At 58.7% G+C, this 19,251-nt stretch carries 19 protein-coding genes and 2 pseudogenes; 15 read left to right on the top strand and 6 right to left on the bottom strand.

All coding sequences use genetic code 11. From position 1 onward, the window contains the following. Positions 1-88: 88 nt before the first annotated feature. The 3 genes and pseudogenes from CKW21_RS31550 (at position 89) to CKW21_RS22940 (ending at position 1,565) form a co-directional block, all read left to right on the top strand. Positions 89-262, top strand: coding sequence for a hypothetical protein (locus CKW21_RS31550; protein ID WP_170948708.1), 174 nt, complete (start codon positions 89-91; stop codon positions 260-262). Positions 263-380: 118 nt separating this feature from the next. Next, positions 381-863, top strand: a pseudogene (locus CKW21_RS22945) (DoxX family protein); the annotation flags it as partial. Positions 864-1,118: 255 nt separating this feature from the next. Further along, positions 1,119-1,565: a hypothetical protein gene (locus tag CKW21_RS22940; RefSeq protein ID WP_095196181.1), complete on the top strand. Its 447-nt coding sequence runs from the start codon at positions 1,119-1,121 to the stop codon at positions 1,563-1,565. Between the two features lie 45 nt (positions 1,566-1,610). On the opposite strand, the gene CKW21_RS22935 is transcribed toward CKW21_RS22940, so the two are convergent. After that, complete coding sequence (locus CKW21_RS22935) at positions 1,611-2,552, bottom strand: GlxA family transcriptional regulator (RefSeq protein WP_095196180.1); 942 nt, start codon at positions 2,550-2,552, stop codon at positions 1,611-1,613. A gap of 226 nt (positions 2,553-2,778) precedes the next feature. Between CKW21_RS22935 and CKW21_RS22930 the strand changes: the two genes are divergently transcribed. After that, entirely contained in the window at positions 2,779-3,177 is a 399-nt protein-coding gene (locus CKW21_RS22930) for a hypothetical protein (protein WP_095196216.1), read from the top strand. Between the two features lie 33 nt (positions 3,178-3,210). Next, positions 3,211-3,531: a hypothetical protein gene (locus tag CKW21_RS22925; protein ID WP_256590321.1), complete on the top strand. Its 321-nt coding sequence runs from the start codon at positions 3,211-3,213 to the stop codon at positions 3,529-3,531. Between the two features lie 93 nt (positions 3,532-3,624). Here CKW21_RS22925 and hchA read toward each other — a convergent pair whose 3' ends face one another. Beyond that, positions 3,625-4,503 carry a glyoxalase III HchA gene (gene hchA, locus CKW21_RS22920; protein ID WP_095196178.1) on the bottom strand — a complete coding sequence of 293 codons (879 nt, stop codon included), beginning with the start codon at positions 4,501-4,503 and terminating at the stop codon, positions 3,625-3,627. Positions 4,504-4,919: 416 nt separating this feature from the next. Here hchA and CKW21_RS22915 point away from each other — a divergent pair, with 416 nt between their 5' ends. Next, positions 4,920-5,924, top strand: coding sequence for an SLAC1 anion channel family protein (locus tag CKW21_RS22915; RefSeq protein ID WP_095196177.1), 1,005 nt, complete (start codon positions 4,920-4,922; stop codon positions 5,922-5,924). 263 nt (positions 5,925-6,187) lie between these two features. Continuing rightward, positions 6,188-7,378, top strand: a pseudogene (locus tag CKW21_RS22910) (patatin-like phospholipase family protein); the annotation flags it as partial. A gap of 507 nt (positions 7,379-7,885) precedes the next feature. Here the strand turns inward: CKW21_RS22910 and CKW21_RS22905 are convergent. Continuing rightward, positions 7,886-8,338, bottom strand: a complete 453-nt coding sequence (locus CKW21_RS22905; RefSeq protein ID WP_095196175.1) for an Lrp/AsnC family transcriptional regulator — start codon at positions 8,336-8,338, stop codon at positions 7,886-7,888. Between the two features lie 184 nt (positions 8,339-8,522). Between CKW21_RS22905 and CKW21_RS22900 the strand changes: the two genes are divergently transcribed. Further along, positions 8,523-9,140, top strand: coding sequence for a LysE family translocator (locus tag CKW21_RS22900; RefSeq protein ID WP_095196174.1), 618 nt, complete (start codon positions 8,523-8,525; stop codon positions 9,138-9,140). Positions 9,141-9,231: 91 nt separating this feature from the next. Then, the gene (locus CKW21_RS22895) at positions 9,232-9,585 is read left to right on the top strand and encodes a hypothetical protein (protein WP_095196173.1); all 354 of its coding nucleotides are present in this window, start codon (positions 9,232-9,234) and stop codon (positions 9,583-9,585) included. Positions 9,586-9,857: 272 nt separating this feature from the next. On the opposite strand, the gene CKW21_RS22890 is transcribed toward CKW21_RS22895, so the two are convergent. Continuing rightward, complete coding sequence (locus CKW21_RS22890) at positions 9,858-10,316, bottom strand: VOC family protein (RefSeq protein WP_095196172.1); 459 nt, start codon at positions 10,314-10,316, stop codon at positions 9,858-9,860. Between the two features lie 59 nt (positions 10,317-10,375). Here CKW21_RS22890 and CKW21_RS22885 point away from each other — a divergent pair, with 59 nt between their 5' ends. Together CKW21_RS22885 and CKW21_RS22880 are read left to right on the top strand one after the other, a co-directional pair. Next, on the top strand, positions 10,376-10,882 hold the full coding sequence (locus CKW21_RS22885) for a GNAT family N-acetyltransferase (protein WP_095196171.1): 507 nt from the start codon (positions 10,376-10,378) through the stop codon (positions 10,880-10,882). A 246-nt stretch (positions 10,883-11,128) separates the two neighbouring features. Further along, the gene (locus CKW21_RS22880; protein ID WP_095196170.1) at positions 11,129-12,580 is read left to right on the top strand and encodes a HAMP domain-containing sensor histidine kinase; all 1,452 of its coding nucleotides are present in this window, start codon (positions 11,129-11,131) and stop codon (positions 12,578-12,580) included. Between the two features lie 21 nt (positions 12,581-12,601). On the opposite strand, the gene CKW21_RS22875 is transcribed toward CKW21_RS22880, so the two are convergent. Continuing rightward, a complete protein-coding gene (locus CKW21_RS22875) occupies positions 12,602-14,224 on the bottom strand; it encodes a mechanosensitive ion channel family protein (protein WP_095196169.1) in 1,623 nt (540 codons plus the stop codon). A 110-nt stretch (positions 14,225-14,334) separates the two neighbouring features. Further along, on the bottom strand, positions 14,335-15,366 hold the full coding sequence (locus CKW21_RS22870) for a GlxA family transcriptional regulator (RefSeq protein WP_218274053.1): 1,032 nt from the start codon (positions 15,364-15,366) through the stop codon (positions 14,335-14,337). 117 nt (positions 15,367-15,483) lie between these two features. On the opposite strand from CKW21_RS22870, the gene CKW21_RS22865 reads away from it, so the two are divergent. Genes CKW21_RS22865 through CKW21_RS22850 form a run of 4 tightly spaced genes read left to right on the top strand, consistent with a single transcriptional unit; the run spans position 15,484 to position 19,240 of the window. Next, positions 15,484-16,533 carry an ABC transporter substrate-binding protein gene (locus CKW21_RS22865; protein ID WP_095196167.1) on the top strand — a complete coding sequence of 350 codons (1,050 nt, stop codon included), beginning with the start codon at positions 15,484-15,486 and terminating at the stop codon, positions 16,531-16,533. Positions 16,534-16,548: 15 nt separating this feature from the next. Further along, positions 16,549-17,616: an ABC transporter ATP-binding protein gene (locus tag CKW21_RS22860; RefSeq protein ID WP_095196166.1), complete on the top strand. Its 1,068-nt coding sequence runs from the start codon at positions 16,549-16,551 to the stop codon at positions 17,614-17,616. Further along, positions 17,613-18,455 carry an ABC transporter permease gene (locus CKW21_RS22855; RefSeq protein ID WP_095196165.1) on the top strand — a complete coding sequence of 281 codons (843 nt, stop codon included), beginning with the start codon at positions 17,613-17,615 and terminating at the stop codon, positions 18,453-18,455. Before CKW21_RS22860 ends, CKW21_RS22855 begins: the two co-directional genes overlap by 4 nt. Then, complete coding sequence (locus CKW21_RS22850; RefSeq protein ID WP_095196164.1) at positions 18,452-19,240, top strand: ABC transporter permease; 789 nt, start codon at positions 18,452-18,454, stop codon at positions 19,238-19,240. The genes CKW21_RS22855 and CKW21_RS22850 overlap by 4 nt, the downstream gene beginning before the upstream one ends. Positions 19,241-19,251: the final 11 nt, after the last annotated feature.

The following is a 19,251-nucleotide window of genomic DNA, read 5'->3' as shown; positions in this document are numbered from 1 at the left end:
AGGAGGTATATACGTCATTTAGGTCGAAAGCCTTTTTGCGTAGATTTATTCCTGAGCCCGGTACCCCCGCCGGTTAAAGGAAACTGCCATGAACACCCGCATCCACCAAGGTTCCGCGCTGGCTGGTCGCGCGCGGGAAGAGATTGTCACCCTCCCGGCGCCGGCTGAGCTGGATCACTGGACTACGTTCGAAAACGCGCGCAAGGCGCGCTCACCGCAGCTGTCCCGCTCTGTCCCGGCACTGCGATATCTCGAAGCCTGATTGAGGGCTTCTCCCTCTACGAACCTTACAAACAGCGGCACGAATGACATTCCAGCGACGCGTTTAGTCGTTGGCATGGCCCTTCGTAACAGGGCGCGCATTGCCCGAGGAAAAGCAGATGTCGAACCGAAACCAACACGTCGAGCAGTCGCTGACATCCCGTATTGATGTTGTCGGGCTTTGGTTGGCGCCCTTTGGGCTGCGCCTTTTGCTCGCATGGGAATTCTTCGAAGCCGGACTTGAGAAGCTGCAAGGGGCGAACTGGTTCGCCGACCTTGGCGACAAGTTCCCGATGCCGTTCTCGTTGCTGAGCTCGAATATCAATTGGACCCTGGCAACCTGGTTCGAACTGGTCGGCAGCCTCGCTTTACTGCTCGGCTTGGGCACCCGCTTTTTCGCACTGTCGCTGTGGGTGCTGACAATAGTGGCCACCTACACCATTCACTGGCCGTCGGATTGGTCGAGCTTGAGCGCGCTTTGGCAGGGCTACGCAATCAGCAACGACGGCTACGGCAACTACAAGCTGCCGTTGATCTACCTTGTGATGCTTTTGCCGCTCATCCTCAATGGATCCGGTCGCCTGAGCCTCGATCATCTCATCGACGTCCTCCGCGACTCGGCAAGCAGGCGCTCTGCCGGTCCGAGCGCCTGGGGGCTTGTGCTCCTGACGTTGGGGATGACGGTTTCGATTCTGTTGCCATGGGTGGGAGGAACGTTGGCGGGCATCGCAATGATCCTGCTGGCTCTTCCCCGCAGACCTGGCTTCGTTCACATGCCGCTTTCCAAATCTTGATTTGCTACTGCATTTGGCAGTGCTACCCAGCGGCTTCGCCGCACCCCACCTGGAGAAAATGTAATGTCTGATACAACCATCCGTAACAAGCGTATTGGTCTGATGAGCGTCGCGCTGGCCGGGATCGTTCTGAGTGGATCGGCTTTTGCCGTACAACAATTGCCGCAAGGCTACACGCTTGCCGCGGCGCACACTGCCGCTGAGGGCAAGTGTGGTGAAGGTAAGTGCGGTGGCACGGAGTCCCGGTCACAGGCCAAGACTTCCGAAGGAAAGTGCGGTGAAGGCCAATGCGGTGATGCAATCTTCAATGAGATCGATACTGATGATGATGCGCGAATCTCGCGCGCCGAGTTCCTCAAGGTTGAGCCGAAGGGGCAAGCCGTGTTCGCGAAGAAGGACACCAACACGGACGGCTACATTGATGAAATGGAGTCGTACCTGAGCGTCAAGGCGGCCTATAACGAGAACGGCAAGGAACTGCCCAATGGCCTGTTCTCTACCAAGGAGTGAGCCATGCGCCCCCGCTTTACGCGGGGGCGTTTTTTTTAGTCCTTCCTAAGCTTGCGCCAAACGCGCATTGCGTCGCAGAACCTGCGGGGGCTGCCCGAATGCACGCAAGAATGCGCGGCGCATTCGCTCTGTATCGATAAAACCGGTTTCGCAGGCGACTTCGTCCATTGAATGACGGCTCTGCTCTACCATCACCCTCGCTGCTTCCAAACGAAGGTGTTCGACCGCTTTGGCGGGCGATTGTCCGGTTTCGGCTCGAAACGCTCGACTGAACTGCCTTGGACTCAGATGGGCTGCCGTTGCCAGTTCTTCTACTGTAAGGGGGGCGCACAGGTTCTGGCGGGCGTGTGTCAATGCACGCTGGATGCGATCGGATTTGGCGTCCAACTCCAACAGCGCCGAGTGCTGAGACTGTCCGCCGCCACGTCGATGATAGACGACCAGGTCTTGGGCAACCTTGCGGGACAGTTCCGGGCCGAAATCCTTCTCAATCATGCCAAGCGCCAAGTCTATGCTGGCGCTCATCCCGGCAGAGGTCCAGATAGGTCCGTCGATGATGAAAATTCGATCGTCTTCTACGTGTGCTTTCGGAAACTGTTTCTGAAGATCGCGCGCATGAAACCAGTGCGTGGTGACGCGTCGACCATCAAGCAATCCCGCTTCACCCAGTATAAAGGCCCCGGTGCAGACCGATGCGATGCGCCGTGTGGACTCGGATGCCTTACGCAGTTGAATGATCAAGTCAGCCGGAGAGGGGGTCGGATCCATCCAGCCAGTGACGATCAGCGTATCCACATTGCTGCTCGACAGCGGACTCGTCTCAACAGGCGCACCAAACGAGTTGGGAACACCGCCACCGTTCTGCGAGAGGAGTCGGATGCCATACAACGGCTCATCCGCCGCACCGTTAGCGAGTTCAAATGCGGAAACTGCCGCCAAACCCATGATTTGGAAGCCGTGCGGCAGAACAAAGCCAATCGTGATCATAGGACAAACCTCCGTGGCCTGACACGAGCTATACGGGCATTTCAGGCCATCGTCAATCTGCTTGCATCGCACTCGGCATCAGTTATTTAAGCAGCGGCTCCCTAGAACTTTTCTCTATTTATCGGTCTATGTGGATAGGCACATCCGCCCGGTAAGCGCGACCTCACAGGCTTCCCGCAGCCAGATGGCCACACGCCCAATTGTCAATCAGAGGTTGTTTTCGCTCATGAAAATCCTTGACCCACGGATGGTGCTCTTCGGCCTGTTCGCGTTCGCGGCATTGGGCTCGGCATCAGCCACACAGATGAAGACCTCAACCCCTGCTTTAACAACAGAAGTCACAGCCGTTCAGGCGCCTGTCCAGGCCGCCGGCAACCCTTGGCCGACCCTGAGCAGCATGGCCGACAACCAGTCGGGCCCGTTGCTTGCCCATGACGACCGATACTGGCATGACGGTCGTTGGCACGATCGTCGGGACAATTGGCGCCGAGACGACTGGCGTCGAGACCAGTGGCGTAGAGAGCAAGCCCGCCGGGAAGCTGAACGCCGTCGTGATTGGGAGCGCCACCATGATCGGGCCATGCGCCACCGCTACGAGCACGATCATCGCTACTACCGTCGCTAGTGAGGCGTCACGAGGCTAGTCAGAGGTACCGAGATGAATGTGAGACTCATGCTCGCCAGGTGGGTGATGGTTGCGATTGGCTCAGTCTTGTTGATGCCAGCGTCGGCGGATTATCGGCGAGGCGGACACGAGGGTGGCGAGTGGAAGGACGAGTACCGGGACGGGCCATGCAACGTAAAGATCGAGTCCAAGGACGACGAATACAAGGAAGAGATCAAATGCCCGAATGGTCGCGGCGCCACCTGGCGTCGTGGCGAGTGGAAAGACGAGTTTTGGGAGCGTGGGTGCAAGGTCAAAATCGAAGCCAAGCGAGATGAGTATAAAAAAGAGGTCAAGTGTGATCGCGGTAATTGACCTGGGTGCCAGATCTGGCACCCAGTGACGACCTTGTCCCTCTGTGCAGCCGGCGCCCAGGCAGCACCAAGATTGCCTGGGCCAAAGCGGGGATCATTGCCCCGCAGTCTCTTTCAACAGTGCAGCCGCCGCCAGCTTACCTAACGCGTTACCCGCCAACGGGCTGTCGCCGGTCAGCATCTTGCGGTCCTGATGGACCGCACCGGAGATGTCCTTGTTGATGATCTCAATCCCCAGTGCTGTCAATTGCTCACCGAACTTCCAGGTCAGGTGACCCGGCATGTAGCCGATGTCGGGCGTCTTGGCGTCGAGGTCGTCGGGGAACGCGCAGATCTTGTAACCGTTGAAGATGCAAGAGTCTTTGTTTGCCCCCCTCCCCGCCGCAAGCAACGCCGCCGGTCCGTGGCACAACGAGATCACAAACTTGTCCTTGGCGACCGCCCACTCAAGCACCTTCTTCACATCGGCACTCTGGGGTAAACCAATCAATGCGCCGTGGCCACCCGGGATGAAAACACCGATGTAGTCGGAGTCATCGCCCAGTGCCTTGTCGGCAACCTCAGCCAGTTTCATGGGTTGCTTGAATTGATCGCGATATTTGGCGTACAGCCCCTTCACCTCCGCATCTTCAGATGGCATCGCCCAGAACTCGAACTTGACGGGGTTACCCGACAACGTTGCGATGTCGAACGCGAATCCGGCTTTGTCCAGGTGGTACATGGGCAGCAACGTTTCCACAGGATGGTTTCCTGTCGAGAACATCGTGCCGTTGTCGGTCAACAGGTAACGCTCATCCGCCCCGATCACCAGCACCTTCCAGCGCCCGCCTCTGTAAGGATCGGGATAGTCGGCGCCACTGAGATCGGACGTTGGAGAAGTGAACTGGCTGAGTGAATAGGGCGAGGGGAAAAACGCATTGTCCTCGGCTGGATCCTCGGTTGGACGCTTGTCGTCGACTTGTGTATTGGTCATGACTGACTCCCTCGTGCTGGGCGAATACGGAAGGCATTCCAGAGGTTGTCATACCAGCAGCAATACGGGTTTTCCCTCACTCGAACAGGCTGCCGGCACCACTCTGGCTTCAACGTCAGACCAAAAGTCTAGTCCAACAGAAATCGGGTTGGCCGAATCCGACCAGCAGCCTCAACTGCTCGGATTGATGGCCATCCTTCTGCCACCGACTACTCGATCAACTGGCCACTGACTGACTTTACGATCGTCAGATTGACTGTGGTTTGTGCCGACCTCCGCTGCCAGGAGAGTAAAATTCACGCATGTCCGTCCTCGTCGAATCATTGGCTGAATATGTCGCCACAAGACTATATCAGCCACTGGCTGTTGGGCTGAAAATAGCCCCGACAGCAAATTCAGTCAAACGGGAGCCCGTCATGAACACTGCATATCCCCCCACCGTCGCTGCAGTTCAATCGGTACCTGCCTGCACGACCTCCATCAAAAACCTGCCCATCAATTTGTTTGGTTCGGTCATGGGCTTGGCCGGGCTTGGTCTGGCCTGGCGCTTGAGTGATCAGTATTACGGCATCGGCGGCATGTTGGGTGAAGCGATTGGCGCACTGGCCGGACTGATATTCGTGCTGCTGACCCTGGGTTACCTGACCAAGTGGGTAAAACATCCTGAAGCGGTCCGGGCGGATTTCAACCACCCGATCATCAGCAACTTCTTCGGCACCGTCACTATTGCTCTGCTGTTGCTTTCGGCGGTGGCAACGCCCCACCACCCGGTGCTCGGACAGGCATTGTGGATACTGGGTAGCGTATTGACTGTATTACTCGCCGGCCTGGTTGTTTTCCGCCTTTTCTCCGGCAGTCAGGATCCAATGAATGCCGTACCCGCCTGGTTGATTCCAGGAGTCGCCACCCTCGATATCGCCGTCACAGGCGCGCATATGCCCATGGCCTGGGCCGCTGAGTTCAACCTGTTTGCCCTCGCCGTGGGTGCGGTAGTGGCGCTGGTTTTCTTCTCGCAGATTTTTTCGAGATTGGTGCATCAACCCGCCATGGCCAAAGGCATGGTGCCTTCGTTGATGGTCTTGATTGCACCGTTTGAAGTCGGTTTCCTGGCATACACCAATGTGTTCGGTGAAATCGACCAGTTTGCCAGTGTGTTGTTCTACTTCGGCCTGTTCCTGTTCGTGGTTTTGAGCTTCAAAGTGTTCCGTCGCGATGTGCCTTTTGCCCCATCGTGGTGGGCAATCAGCTTCCCTATCGCAGCCCTGAGCAATGCGGCGCTGAAATACGCATACGCTCACCAGGACAATACACTGCTGATGGTCATCGCGGCGGTGATCCTGCTGTTCCTCACGGTGGCGCTGACCGTGTTATTGGTGAAAACCCTGATCAGTCTGTTCAGCGGAAGGCTGTTGGCGGGTTGACCTTTTACCTCCCTTTGGCGAGCCTTTATCGGCTCGCTTTTTTTTGCCATTAAAGGTCTTGTCGGATGGCCGGTTTTCGTCTGGTACCTGGAACGCGACCCATACGTTTTTTTATCCTGTAAAGGAGCGCAGAATGAGCTGCCTGGCGTTCGAATTGACGCGTCGCAATTGGCTGGCGTGAGTCATCCCGGGCACCATGGGTAAGGCTTTCTCGCGGACGATGAGCGCGCCTGCCGTCGACTGCAGGGGCCGGAGGAGGCGTTTTGAAATCATTCCCGCTCAGACCTGGCGCCTCAACCCTGGACATGTTGCTTCAAGCGTGGCTGCCGCGCCGTGACGCTGTTCCGCCAACCTTGACGGAAAAAGCCGTCATTCCAGGCATTCCCGATGCTCGCTACAGGCTGGATCACGACCTGACTCCGTTCATTCAGGATGCGGTTCTGTCCAACAAACGTGAGAGCGAGGTGCTTGCCAGGGCCGGGATGCCGAACGATATCCTGCCGCTGGCAAGCATGCTGGCAATCTCGGGCGGCGGCGATGCCGGCGCATTTGCAGCGGGACTCATAGCCGGGTGGACCACCCATGGGACTCGCCCCCTGTTCAAGGTCGTCACGGGCATCAGCGCGGGCGCCCTGGTCGCCCCTTTCGCGTACCTGGGGTCGGAGTACGACGGCGTGATTCGGTATGTCTCCAACGCAATCGGACCCAAAGACATTTTCCATTCGCGAAGCGTGCTGACCCGTCTTGCCAGCGACGGTATAGCGGACAGCAAGCCGCTGTCGCGACTCATCGCAAAATACGTCACTGCGCAGATTCTTGCGGCGATTGCCGCGCAATACGCCAAAGGACGAATTCTGCTGATCGGCACCACTGACCTTGATTCAGGGCGGCCAGTCACCTGGAACATGGGCGCCATTGCCGCCAGCAAAGCACCGGGCGCGCTCGACCTCTTTCGCAACATCATGCTCGCGTCCATGAGTATTCCCGGGGCTGTCTCACCCGTCATGATCGATGTGGACGTTGACGGCGAACAGTTCCAGGAAATGCACGTGGACGGCGGGGTCATCACTCAAGTGTTTCTTTATCCGCCCAGCACTGTGATTGCGCTGAGCAAAGCCACCGGCGCACCTTTGCGACTCGAACGTCATTTCTATGTCATTCGTAATGGAACACTGGAGCCGCAGTGGTCGGGGACCAAGCGCCGTACATTGAGCATCGGCGGTCGAGCCATCAGTGCTTTGATTCAAACCCAGGGAATCAGCGACCTGGAGCGAATCTACCGCATGGCGCAGCAGGATGGAGCGGATTTCAATCTTGCGTACATCGGCTCCGACTTTTCCTGTGCGCACAGTCGCAAATTCGATGGCGAGTACATGAAGCGTTTATTCGATTACGCCTTTCAACTCAGCGCGAAAGGTTATCCGTGGCATAAATCGCCGCCCTCGGAAAACACTCAACGACCAAACACCCGCTGATCGATTGAGCCAGTCTGTTGCATCGACCGGTGGAGTCCCCTGCCAAATGCGCACATCCAGATAGCAAATCTCAAAAAGGCCGCACCCTGAGGTCACCCGCTTGCCGAGCAACGTGGCCAAGGGCGGGCGGCTCGCTCGCCCCTTCTGAAGTTCGGATAGACAAGGGTGCCGGTCAGATCAATGCAACCAGCCAGGGAAGCACGCCTGCGACTATGCAAATCCGAGGAATGACAGGACAACTGCAATGACCACGACCAACCCAATGATGTAGATGATGTTGTTCAAGGTATTCACCTCTCTGTCTGAAGGAGCGCGATGCGATGGCACTGTTGCGCACTATTCTTGCCTCGCTATTTGAATCGACCACAACGAAGCTCAATAGCTCCTTCGTTTATGGGTGGGCCAGGCCTTTGTTTTTCGCGAAGTGCACAAATCGGCCAAAAACCAAAGATCTTTGGCGAGGGAGCTCGCTCCCGCCCACACCTGTCACAAAGGAAGCGGCCTGTCCTGTATGACCCGTTTCATCACCAGGGTTGAGGTCAGCCGCTGCACGTTAGGCAGTGTCGATAAACGCTCATCATAGAGTCGTTGAAACGCAGGCAGATCCTGGGCAACGACGTGCAACAGGTAATCCGGCTCCCCGAACAACCGCTGGGCATCGACCACTTGCGGGATATCAATGAGCGCCGTTTCGAACGCCTCGACAGCTTGCCGGTCACCTTCACGAAGCGTGGCAAATACCATGGCGGAAAAGTTCAGGCCCAATGCACCGGGATCGAGTAGCGCGCGATAGCCCAGCAATACGCCGGCTTCTTCCAGTGCGCGTACGCGCCGATGGCACGGCGAGAGGCTCAAGCCTACGCGCTCGGCAAGCTCGGTCACCGAAAGACGGCCATCCTTTTGCAGTTCAGCAAGAATCTTTCGATCAGTCCTGTCCAAGTAGAAATATCTCCCTATTTTTGACCAAGCAACGATTATCTTTAAAAGTAAATTCTAACCTTTTTTCATTAATCTTCCCCTCACCATTAACGACCGGACGTCCTTCAACAAGAGGACGAAGGTCCTGGCTTTCGAGGCGGATGATGAATAAAGCGTTTTGTGAACGGCTGACACAGGTGGCGCCATGACCCTCAGTGTTTTTACTGCGTTCTGGGGGGTGTCGATTCTGTTTGTCATCACGCCCGGGGCCGATTGGGCGTACGCCATATCGGCGGGCTTGAAGCATCGAGTCGTGGTGCCTGCCGTGGGCGGATTGTTATCCGGACATTTGCTGGTCACGATGGTGGTTGCCGGCGGTGTGGGTACACTGATCGCCGGCCATCCGGTAATCATGTCGGTACTCACCGTGGCCGGCGCGGGCTATCTGCTTTGGCTGGGCGCCAATATGCTTGCGCGCCCTTCCACCCCTCGTGCGGATGAAATCCAGGTGTCCGGTTCATGGGTGCGCTGGGCGTTCAGGGGGCTTTGCGTCAGCGGGCTCAATCCCAAAGTGTTCCTGCTGTTCCTGGCGCTCTTGCCTCAATTTGCCGACGCTACCGCGCCCTGGCCTGTACCGATGCAGATGATTGCGCTCGGCCTGGTCCACACGTTCAGCTGCGGCGTGATCTACCTGCTGGTCGGATTCGGTTCGCAAGCTGTGCTTCGGGCACGCCCTGGTGCCGCTCGACGGGTCAGCCGTTTCTCGGGAGCCGTCATGATCGTCATTGCGCTGGTGCTGTTGATTGAGCAGCTGCGTGGTTAATCCTCCGTAACCACAAAGCCCGCGGATTTCCGGTTTTGCGGCTAAGGTCAATGCAAGATACCGACTCAAGCAGTCCACTGTCTGCACCCAATTGAGCATTGAAAGAAACCTGAACTTCACCACCAAGGGCACGCTCGTGAACAATGTGAAATTGATGCTGGTGCTTGCCTGCGCAGCCGCTGCGGGCTGCAACGCAAGTCAGGAACAAGAAGTAAAGCTGAACTGCAAATACAGCCGTGTGACTACCGTGGAAAAAGCAGGCACCAAGACCACGGTTCAAGAGTGTTTGCCAGACCCCGCCGAAACGCTTGCCTTGCTTGAACAGGCAGAAGCGAAAAAGCAGCCGACGCTTGAGGAGATGGCCCCCGAACCTCTGTGTGTACAAGAAGTTAACGGGGAAACGCAGATACTTCCGCTGGCTGAATGTGAAAATGATGCTCCCTGAGCAGAGGAAGTCATATCGCCCTTAAGAGGTGTCCGGTCAGTCGACATCGACGTGGAATGTGCCGGCCTCTTCGCGGTCCGCTCCCACAGCTTTTGTGCAGATTGCATTTTGCGTGAACGACACAAATCCTGTGGGAGCGCGGCTTGCCCGCGAAGGCGTCAGGTCAGTCGACATCAATGTTGAATGTGCCGCCCTCTTCGCGAGCAAGTCGAATCGTCGCACCGCCGCTCCCACGGTTTTTTGGCTGCCGCCATCGCGAGCAAGCTTTGCTCCTACAAGGAGAACGCAGCCTCGACAAACGCCTCCAGCGCCTTGTCTTCCAGGATCTCGATAGAAAAGTGCCCGAAGCGCTTGGGCAACCAAATGATACGTGCCCCGGACGGGGATTGCAGGTTCGCGCGGGCTAATGGCTTGCCGTTTTCGTCCTCAGGCTGAACACCGGCGAGTATCAATTCGTCATAGGCCTTCTCGATGTCCGGTGTCGAGTAGCAGTGACGGTAAATCATGCCCTCGCCCGCGCTGTCCATCAGTTCCTTCAGGTTCCCCGCCAACGGTTGTACCAACATGAAACGCTCTTGACCGACCAGCGCAATCGCGTAGCGTACGTGCAGGCCACCGCGCTCCCACACAAGTGTTTTGGAGATCCTGGCTTTCAGGATCTGCGCGTAGTACGCACAAGCTTCGTCGAGGTTTTTCACCAGTACATCTACGTGACTGAACTTCAGCTCCATTGCATGCCTCCTGCCGAAACGGCGACCATGGTAACCACGCCCCCTCAAGAAAAATCAACATGACCATCACGATCCGCCATGAAAAACCCGCCGACATCGACACCATCGCGCGACTGACCAAAGCGGCGTTCGAAAACGCAGAACATTCAAGTCACACTGAACACTTCATCGTCGATGCGCTGCGACGCGCCAATCAACTGAGCGTCTCTTCAGTCGCGCTGGAAAACGCCGCAATCGTCGGCCATGTGGCGATTTCCCCCGTCACCCTTTCGTCTGGCGCAACCGGGTGGTACGGCCTCGGGCCGATCTCGGTGTGGCCGGAGCATCAGGGCCGGGGCATCGGCTCGATGTTGATGAACGCCGCATTGACCGACTTGCAACGCCTTGGCGCTGCGGGCTGCGTCGTGCTGGGCGAACCTGGCTACTATGGTCGTTTCGGATTCAAGGCTCATCCGGGCCTTGAGCTGCCCGGTGTTCCAGCCGAGTACTTTCAGGCGACTGCCTTTGCGAGTGAGCTTCCCGTCGGCATCGTCAAGTACCACGAGGCTTTTGACGCCAGCGAGTAAACCAGGCAAACGAGCCGACACCCCAATTCCCCACAAATGGGTCTTGCTACCCGTTTCCTGCAACTGCCTGCTGTGCTTGCGGATAGGCCATGAAATTGCCCTGCATCGCTCAAGCACCCGGTCTATCGGCCACAACCCGGATCGTCGTCAAACCCTTGGCATAGAGAATGCTACTTGTTCATCCACGCACCATTGGGCGGTTGAAGCTGCGACAACAAGATCAGCAGCACACCTGGGGCAATCCCTATGCACGCCACTGCCGCATTGTTCCGACGCTTGCGCCGAAGAACGGCTGACTCGATTGCACCCACCCGGCAATTCAATCTCATGCGCTGGTTTTCGGTGGTCAGTTTCCTGCTCATTGGCGTGATTGCTTTTGGGCTCGGCTCCGTGTCAACGCGGTTCCTGGTCACCGAAAGTCTCGAACGCGATGCGCTGATGTCCGCGCAATTCATCCAGACCATCGCCAAAGGCGAGATACGCCATCACGGACTGGCCGGCCTGCAGATCGCAGCGCCTGTGCAACACGCACAAGATGAGGCGCTGTCAAAAAACGGACAGCGTGTCAGATCCGAGTTCCTGGATTACCTTTCACGCCTCCCGGATTCGCTCCTGATCTCTATCTACTCTCCCCTGCGGACGGTGGTCTGGTCGACCAACCCGCAACTGGTGGGAAAGCACATTTTGAATGACGAGCTTGAAGAGGCATTCAACGCCAAGGATCGGGTTTCAACCAAATACAACGAGGTGGATAAGGACCGCAAGGAGCAGAAATTTTTTCGCGCCCCCAAAATGTTCTTCGTCGAGAGTTACATCCCGATTGTGGATGACGGCGGGAACATCCAGGCGGTGGTTGAAATTTACCGGGAGCCGCTCGACCTGATTGCAAGCCTCAATCGCGGACACTGGATCATCTGGCTGTCGACGATGGGCGGCCTGCTGTTTTACTTCGGGGTTTATTGGATAGCCCGACGCGCATCAATTGTGCTGGCCTTGCAAGAGGATCAGGTTGTTGCCAACAAGACCTACGGTGGCCTGGTCGAAATGTCCACGGCGGTTGCCCATAGCCTTCGCAACCCCCTGGCCTGCATTCGCTCAAGCGCAGAGTTGGCCAGAGACATGGACGGCCAACCCGCGCGGAAGAACATCGACGATATCGTCAGTCAGGTGGATCGGATGTCGCGGTGGGTGCATGAGTTACTGCTGTGTTTGAGCCCGATCCGTGGCGAGGTCGAACTGGTGGAGCCGATGGCAATGGTGCAGGCCACACTCAACGGCTTCAGCCAGCAGCTGGCTCAATCAAGAATCCAGGTCGAGTTCAACAATGAACCGACGCCAAGGATCATCAGTAATCCGCTGTTGCTTTCGCAGATTCTCAAGAGTGTCGTTGCCAATGCCATAGAGGCGATGCCGGCAGGCGGGCGGTTAACCTTCCAGGCCAACGTGGACCAAGCCCATCAATGGTTGCATCTCACCATTGCGGACACCGGGGATGGAACGTCACGGCAACAAGAAATGATGGCATTCAAATCCTTCTACACCACCCGGCAAGGCCGGCTGGGTATAGGGCTGACCATGGTGAAGCAGATCATGCAAAGCTTTGGCGGAGAAGCGAGCCTGACAAACCATGAACAACAGGGTGCGGCAGTGCAATTGAGTTTCAGGGTCCTGGATAGAAGAGCCGGCGCATTGCACTGACCTTGCAGAACATTCCGCGTTTCAACGCTGTCGCACCTCCCCGGGTGCCTGGGCCGGTGCCGTGAACCATTGGTCTCTGGGCACGCGCTTTTCTTCTTCGGGATCGCCCAGGTAGTGCGGCGACATGATCTGCACGCCGTATTCGTTGAAGACGTCCTGGATATTGGCGTGCAGCATGCTCAGCAGCACGGCGCGGGGCCGGGGTTGGCTGGGGATGGCCTGCGCCACCAGGCGATACTCGGGATAAAAATCCGACAGCGCGGTCTGGAACACTTGCGCCGGTGGATCTTCGAGCACGCCCGGTGTACGCCTGGCGGCTTCCAGCAACATGGCCTCGACCTGACGCCATGGTGTGTCGTAGCCGATGGTCACCACCGTATCCACCACATAGCCCGGGCCTTGCACCGTGCGGGAATAGTTCTTGGTCACCGTGCCGGTGATCATCGAATTGGGCAAGGTCAGCACTTCCCCCAGGCCGGTGCGGATGCTGGTGGTGAACATGCCCAGTTCGGTCACCGTGCCTTCGTATTCGCCGATGCGCACGAACTCACCGGGGCGCAAGGTTCGGGTGTACGTCAGGATCAACCCGGCGGCCGCCTGCCCTACCACGCTGGTGGCCCCCAGCGAAATCATCAGGCCGATCAACACGGACAAGCCTTTGAAGGCATCGGTGCCCGCTCCGGGCAGATACGGATACGCCATGGCCAGCGCAAACAGCCAGATCGCCAGCGACGTCAGGCGCTGGGTAGGCTGCAGGGTTTCAATGTTCAGCCAGCTGAAGGTGCCCGGTGTCGCCATGCGCCTGAGCACACGCCGACTGAACGCCGTCGCACCACGGGCGATGAAGAAAATCGCCACGGCCACACCCAGCCCGGGGATGGCGCCGACGATGGCCTGAAACAGGTAGCTGGCCACCTCGAACAGGTAATTGTTGAGGCTTTCCCCCCAGGGCCGGGTGTAGGGAAACCGCGACAGGACAAATCCCAACCATTCATAGGTGAGCAGCAGCAAGACCAGCCAGCGCAGCAGCCAGAACAAGCGGATGACCAAGGGGTACAGGTAATTGGCTTCAATGACCTGGACCCGCCCCACTTTCAACGCCCGGGTGTGGCGATCCATCAACTCGGGCAGCCGCTTGAGCAATCGGCGTCGCAGATATGCCACGCCCCAGAGCAGCGCAAAATACACAGCCGTGGCGATGGCCGCCGTACCGAGCGAGCGAAGAATCAATTGCAGGTTGCGCGCTTCCCGGGTTTCAGCCACCACCTGACGCAGCTTTTGCGCCGCGCCCTCCGCGGCCTGCTGGACAGAGGCGTAGGCAAGGCTGTCGACATCCTGGGGCGCCACGATAAAGGCACGCCGGGTGCCCAACAGCACCAGATAACTGTCGTGGATCGGGTCAAGGGTGACGACAGGCTCGTCAGACTCATCCAGGGCTTCACCGATCACTGCTTTGGCCCGCTTGACCCGCGAAGCCGGTGTTTCGCCCAGGACCGTGGCGCGGAACACCATGATGCTGCGATTGGCCACTTTCAATTCGACGGCATCTTGCGCCGACTCCACGGCGTCCCCGGCCCATAGCTGCATTGACCAGAACACACCGAAAACGACCATCAACAAGGCAGGCAACCTGCTGCTCCGCATGTGTCAGTTCCTTACGCCACAGGTTGGGGACAGGGTTCAGAACGCAGCGTAGTCCAGCGATGCAAGGTTGTCAGATGGCCGTTACTGGATAAAGGGTGATGGGCACGCAATCACTCTGTCCGCTCCAGGCGCTGGTACTCCCGCGGACATACGCCAAACCGGGCGCGAAACTCGCGGGAGAAATGAGCGCCGTCGGAGAAGCCACAGTCCATGGCGATCTGGGTGATGCTGCTGTGGCTGTTTACCAGCAGCCAGCCGCCGTACTCGACCCGCAGCGAGCGCTGGAATTCCATGGGTGAAAGCCCCAGCGACTGCTGGAATGCCCGTGTCAGCTGGCGCCGCCCGAGCCCGACATAACGCGCGATGGCATCCAGGGTCGGCAGGCTGTCCATGCGCTGCTCGATATAATGCGCGGCCTGCCGCACGCGCTCATCCTTGATGTCTGCCAGGTTGGCGTAGAAGTGCGCCTGGGGCTGACGTCCCTGGCGAATACCCTGCAGCATCATGTGCCGCACCGCCTGCTGGGCTTTTTCCCGTCCGCAATGCCGGGCCACCAGGTACAACCCCAGGTCGATGGCTGCCGTCGAGCCGGCGCAGGTGATCAGATCGCCCTCATCGATGAACAGGTGATCCACCGCCGCCGGGGTCTTGGGAAAACGCGCCCGAAACGCATCCAGCACATTCCAGTGCACGCACACCGACCGACTACCGACCACATCCGCCTGCGCCAGGGCGAACGTGCCGGTGCAGATGCCCAGCAACCGCGTGCGACTCTTCGCTACGCGCTGCAGCCAGTCGCGAAAATGGGCCGGCAGATGGGTGTTGAGATAGTCGTTGCCACCGCAGATGGCCACGTAATCGAACGCGTCCAGGTCTTGCGCCAGGCCTCCGGACACCTCCAGGGCGATCCCGGCGCTGGAGGTTCGCGGCAAACCGTCGACGCTCATCACACGCCACGCCGTATGGATCTGCCGACTGCCACCCCCCAGGTCGGCGGACAAGCGCAACACATCGATAAAACCGGAAAACGCCGCCAGCGTGAATTGATCCAGCAGGACCAGCCCCACTGACAGCTGCGGACGGTTTCCCGCCCCGAGTCCGGGGGAGTCAGGCAGATGGCATTCGCGGTGTATCTGAGTCATTTTTGGCATGACCTAACTATTCAACTTTAAGACCCTGAAGTGCAAGCGCTCGCCTCAACGATACGAGCAAGATGCAGGCAAGGGGAAAAAGTCCAACAACGCCCCAGAGGACACACGATGAAACTGAAGACAGGTAAGAAAATCACCGTCGCTCTTTTAGTTACCGGCTGCATATCCTCACAGGCCGCCCTGGCTGAACAGCAAAAGCTGACCGTTGCGTTGTATGGCGGTAACTGGGGTGAAGCCTTCCTCAAATGTGTTGCAGAACCTTTCACGAAAGCAACCGGCATCGCCGTTGCACCGGAGGTCGGCACCTCGACCACCACCCTGGCCAAACTCCAGCAACAGAAGTCCAGCCCGACCATTGATGTGGCCTGGATGGACGGAGGCATCAGTGAAATGGCCTATGCCGCCGGCGTCGTCGCCGATCTTGATCCCGCAGCCATTACGAACCTCAAGAACGTGCAGGAAAAAGCCGTATACACCAAAGATGGCCACACTTTCGCCGTCAGCAGCGGCTTCTACTCCCTTGGCCTGACCTACAACACCAAGGAAATCAAAGAGGCGCCCGCCAGCTGGAAAGATCTGTGGAAGCCGGAATATGCCGGCGCCATCGCCCTGCCCTCGCCCGCCAACTCTTCCGGGGTGCCGTTCGTGTTTTTCATGGCGGACGTCTGGGGTATCGACCGGGCCAACCTGGAGCAGGTCTACACCAAGCTGGGCGCGCTGGACACCGCACTGTTCTTCGATAGTTCGGGTGCCGCGACCAATGCCTTTCAGAGTGGCGAAGCGATCATTGGCGCGCATTTCAACGTGGGTGCCTGGGACCTGATCGACAAGGGCGCCCCCATTGGTTTCACCATTCCCAAGGAAGGCGCCTGGGCCACCGATGCACGCCTGCACCTGATCAAGGGGGCGAAAAACAGCAAGGCCGGCGAGCAGTTCATCAACACCGCGCTGACCAGGGAAGCCGCATCCTGCCTGGCCGGCAAGCTGTACCTGGGCCCGGCGGTCAAGGATGTCGAGGTGGCGCAAGACGTGGCCCGCAAGCTGCCATGGGGCGTGGGCGGTTCGATCGAGAGTCTGCGGCTGTTCGACTGGAGCCAGATCAACGCGCAACGCGCCAGCGTTACCAACGACTGGAACCGCAAAGTCACCGCCAACTAGCTCAAGAGGTCTGCAATGTCAGTTTTGTTGAGCATCGACAGCGTCTGTAAAAACTTCGGGCCGTTCCAGGCGCTGGACAACATTCAGCTGGACATCGAGCAGGGCGAATTCATCGTGCTGCTCGGCCCCAGCGGTTGTGGCAAGACCACTTTGCTGCGTTCGATCGCCGGTTTCATGCAGCCCGATTCCGGCACCATCGCCATCGACGGCCAGGATGTGAGTCGTTTGCCGCCTTACCGTCGGCCCCTCAATACCGTGTTCCAGAACTACGCGCTGTTTCCGCACATGACCGTCCTGGAAAACGTCGCCTACGGACCGCGACGCCAGGGTGTCAATCGCACCGAAGCACGGCTCAAGGCCCGGGAAGCCTTGGCGATGGTCGGCCTCGAAGCCCTGGAAGACCGTTATCCGCGCGGCATGTCCGGTGGACAGCAGCAGCGCGTGGCCCTGGCTCGCGCCATCGTCAACCAACCGAAACTGCTGCTGCTCGACGAGCCGCTCTCGGCGCTGGACATGAAACTGCGCAAGCGCATGCAGCTTGAACTCAAGCATCTGCAGGCCAAGCTGGGCATTGCATTCATCTTCGTCACCCACGATCAGGAAGAGGCGATGACCATCGCCGACCGCATCGTGGTGATGAATGCCGGACGCATCGAACAGGTCGGGACCAGCAGCGAGATTTACAGTAAACCCGCTTCGCGTTTCGTCGCGGACTTCATCGGCGAGGCCAACCTGATCGGCTATCAGGCCAACGATAACGGCGAAATTCGCCTGGCGATCCGGCATGAACCGATCTCACGCATTGAAAAAAACCTGTTGCCGCGCGGAGTGGCCGTGCTGCGCCCCGAGCATGTGCAGGTGCTTGATGCATCAGCTCCGGAAATTACCGGTTGCCATGAAATCCGCGGCACTGTGACCGATGTCGTCAGTGTCGGCAGCCACACCCTGGTCCATTCCATGATCGACGGGCAGCCCATCGTGGCGCGCACCATGGGCTTGCCCCGGGCCGAGCTGATCGCCGGCAGCGCCGTGCGCCTGGGCTTCAATCCCGAGCATCTGCACCTGATCGGAGAGTCGGTATGAAACGCACGGCGCTCGCTCCGTGGCTGATGCTCTTCGCCGCCCTGGCCTTCTTCACGGCGTTCTTTCTCGCGCCTTTCGCGGTGGTGATCTTCGCCAGCCTGACCCAGAGCGCGGATCAAACCTTCACCCTGGATCACTACATCCGGGTGCTGGGTGACCAGTACCACTGGGATGTGATTCTGGTGACGTTCCGAATCGCCGCGCTGACCACCCTGATCTCATTGCTGCTCGGTTATCCGCTGGCCTGGTATCTGGTGCGCGTCGTGAAATGGCGTGCCTGGCGCCGAGCCTGCGTCATCCTGTTGGTCGTGCCGATGTTCACCAGCAACATCGTCCGCTCGTTCGGCTGGATGGTCCTGCTGGGCCGCAAGGGCCTGGTCAACCAGAGCCTGCTGGAGACCGGCCTGATCGATACGCCGGTACGTTTCCTGGGCACCGAACTCGGGATCCTGATCGGCATGGTGTATATCCTGCTGCCGTTCATTGTGCTCGCGGCCGGCAATGCCCTGGCCCAAGTCGACCCGGCCTACGAACAGGCATCCGGTGACCTGGGTGCCAGCCCCCGCGCCACGTTTTTCCATGTGGTGCTGCCGCTGACCATGCCCGGCATCATTTCCGGTTCGATCATGGTGTTCACACTGGCGGCAAGCGCCTACGTCACCCCGGCGCTGCTCTCCGGAGGACGGATTTCCGTGCTCTCGATGCTGATCTTCCAGCAATACAGTTCGGTCTTCGACTTCAACTATGGCGGGGCGCTGAGCGTCGTGCTGCTGATCTTTACCCTGGTAATGGTCGGGCTTGCCGGGCGTGTCGGGAATATCCGGGGGAACAACCCATGATCACTCAACTGTTGGTCAGGCTGGTGGCCTGGGCCGTGCTGGGCTACCTGCTGCTGCCCCTGGTCGTCATTCTTGGCGTCTCCGTGACCGCCACCTCTTTCCTGGCATTCCCGCCCCAGGGCTGGACGCTGGACTGGTACGCCAAAATGCTCAGCGACCCAAGCTATGTCGCGTCCTTTGCCACCAGCACCGTGCTGGCCCTGGTCGCCACCTTTGTCGCGGTGCTGCTCAGCGTGCCGGCGGCCCTGGCGATGGCCCGCTACGACTTCCCCGGCAAAGGCACGATCCTCGCCGCCCTGACTTCACCGCTGGTGTTTCCGCACATCGTGCTCGGCGCGGCGCTCTTGCAGTTCGGCGGCTACTTCGGATTGACCCGCAGCTTCCTGGCGTTGCTGATCGGCCACACCATCATCATCTCGCCTTTCGTCCTGCGTTCGGTGCTGTCGATGCTGACGCCCGAGCAACGCGCCCTGGAAGAAGCGTCGAGCGATCTGGGCGGCACACCCTGGGCCACGTTCTTCCTGGTGGTGCTGCCACAGATCCGGCCGGGGCTCGTGACCGGGTCGATCTTTGCCTTCATCTCGTCATGGATCAACGTGGAGCTGTCGATCTTCAACACCACGCCGGACCTCAACACCATACCGGTCAAGCTCTTCAACTACGTGCAGTACACCGTCGACCCGACCATTGCCGCCGCCTCCGGGGCCACCATCATCGTCGTCGTTGTCGCCGTGATCATTCTGGACCTGTGCATCGGTCTCGACCTTTTGTCAGAACGCAAATAACCCTCTCTCAT

The sequence above is a fragment of the Pseudomonas sp. Irchel 3A7 genome, from assembly GCF_900187565.1.
GTDB lineage: Bacteria > Pseudomonadota > Gammaproteobacteria > Pseudomonadales > Pseudomonadaceae > Aquipseudomonas.
The sequence above is the reverse complement of the archived record's forward strand: the minus strand, read 5'-3'. Positions and strand labels throughout refer to the sequence as shown.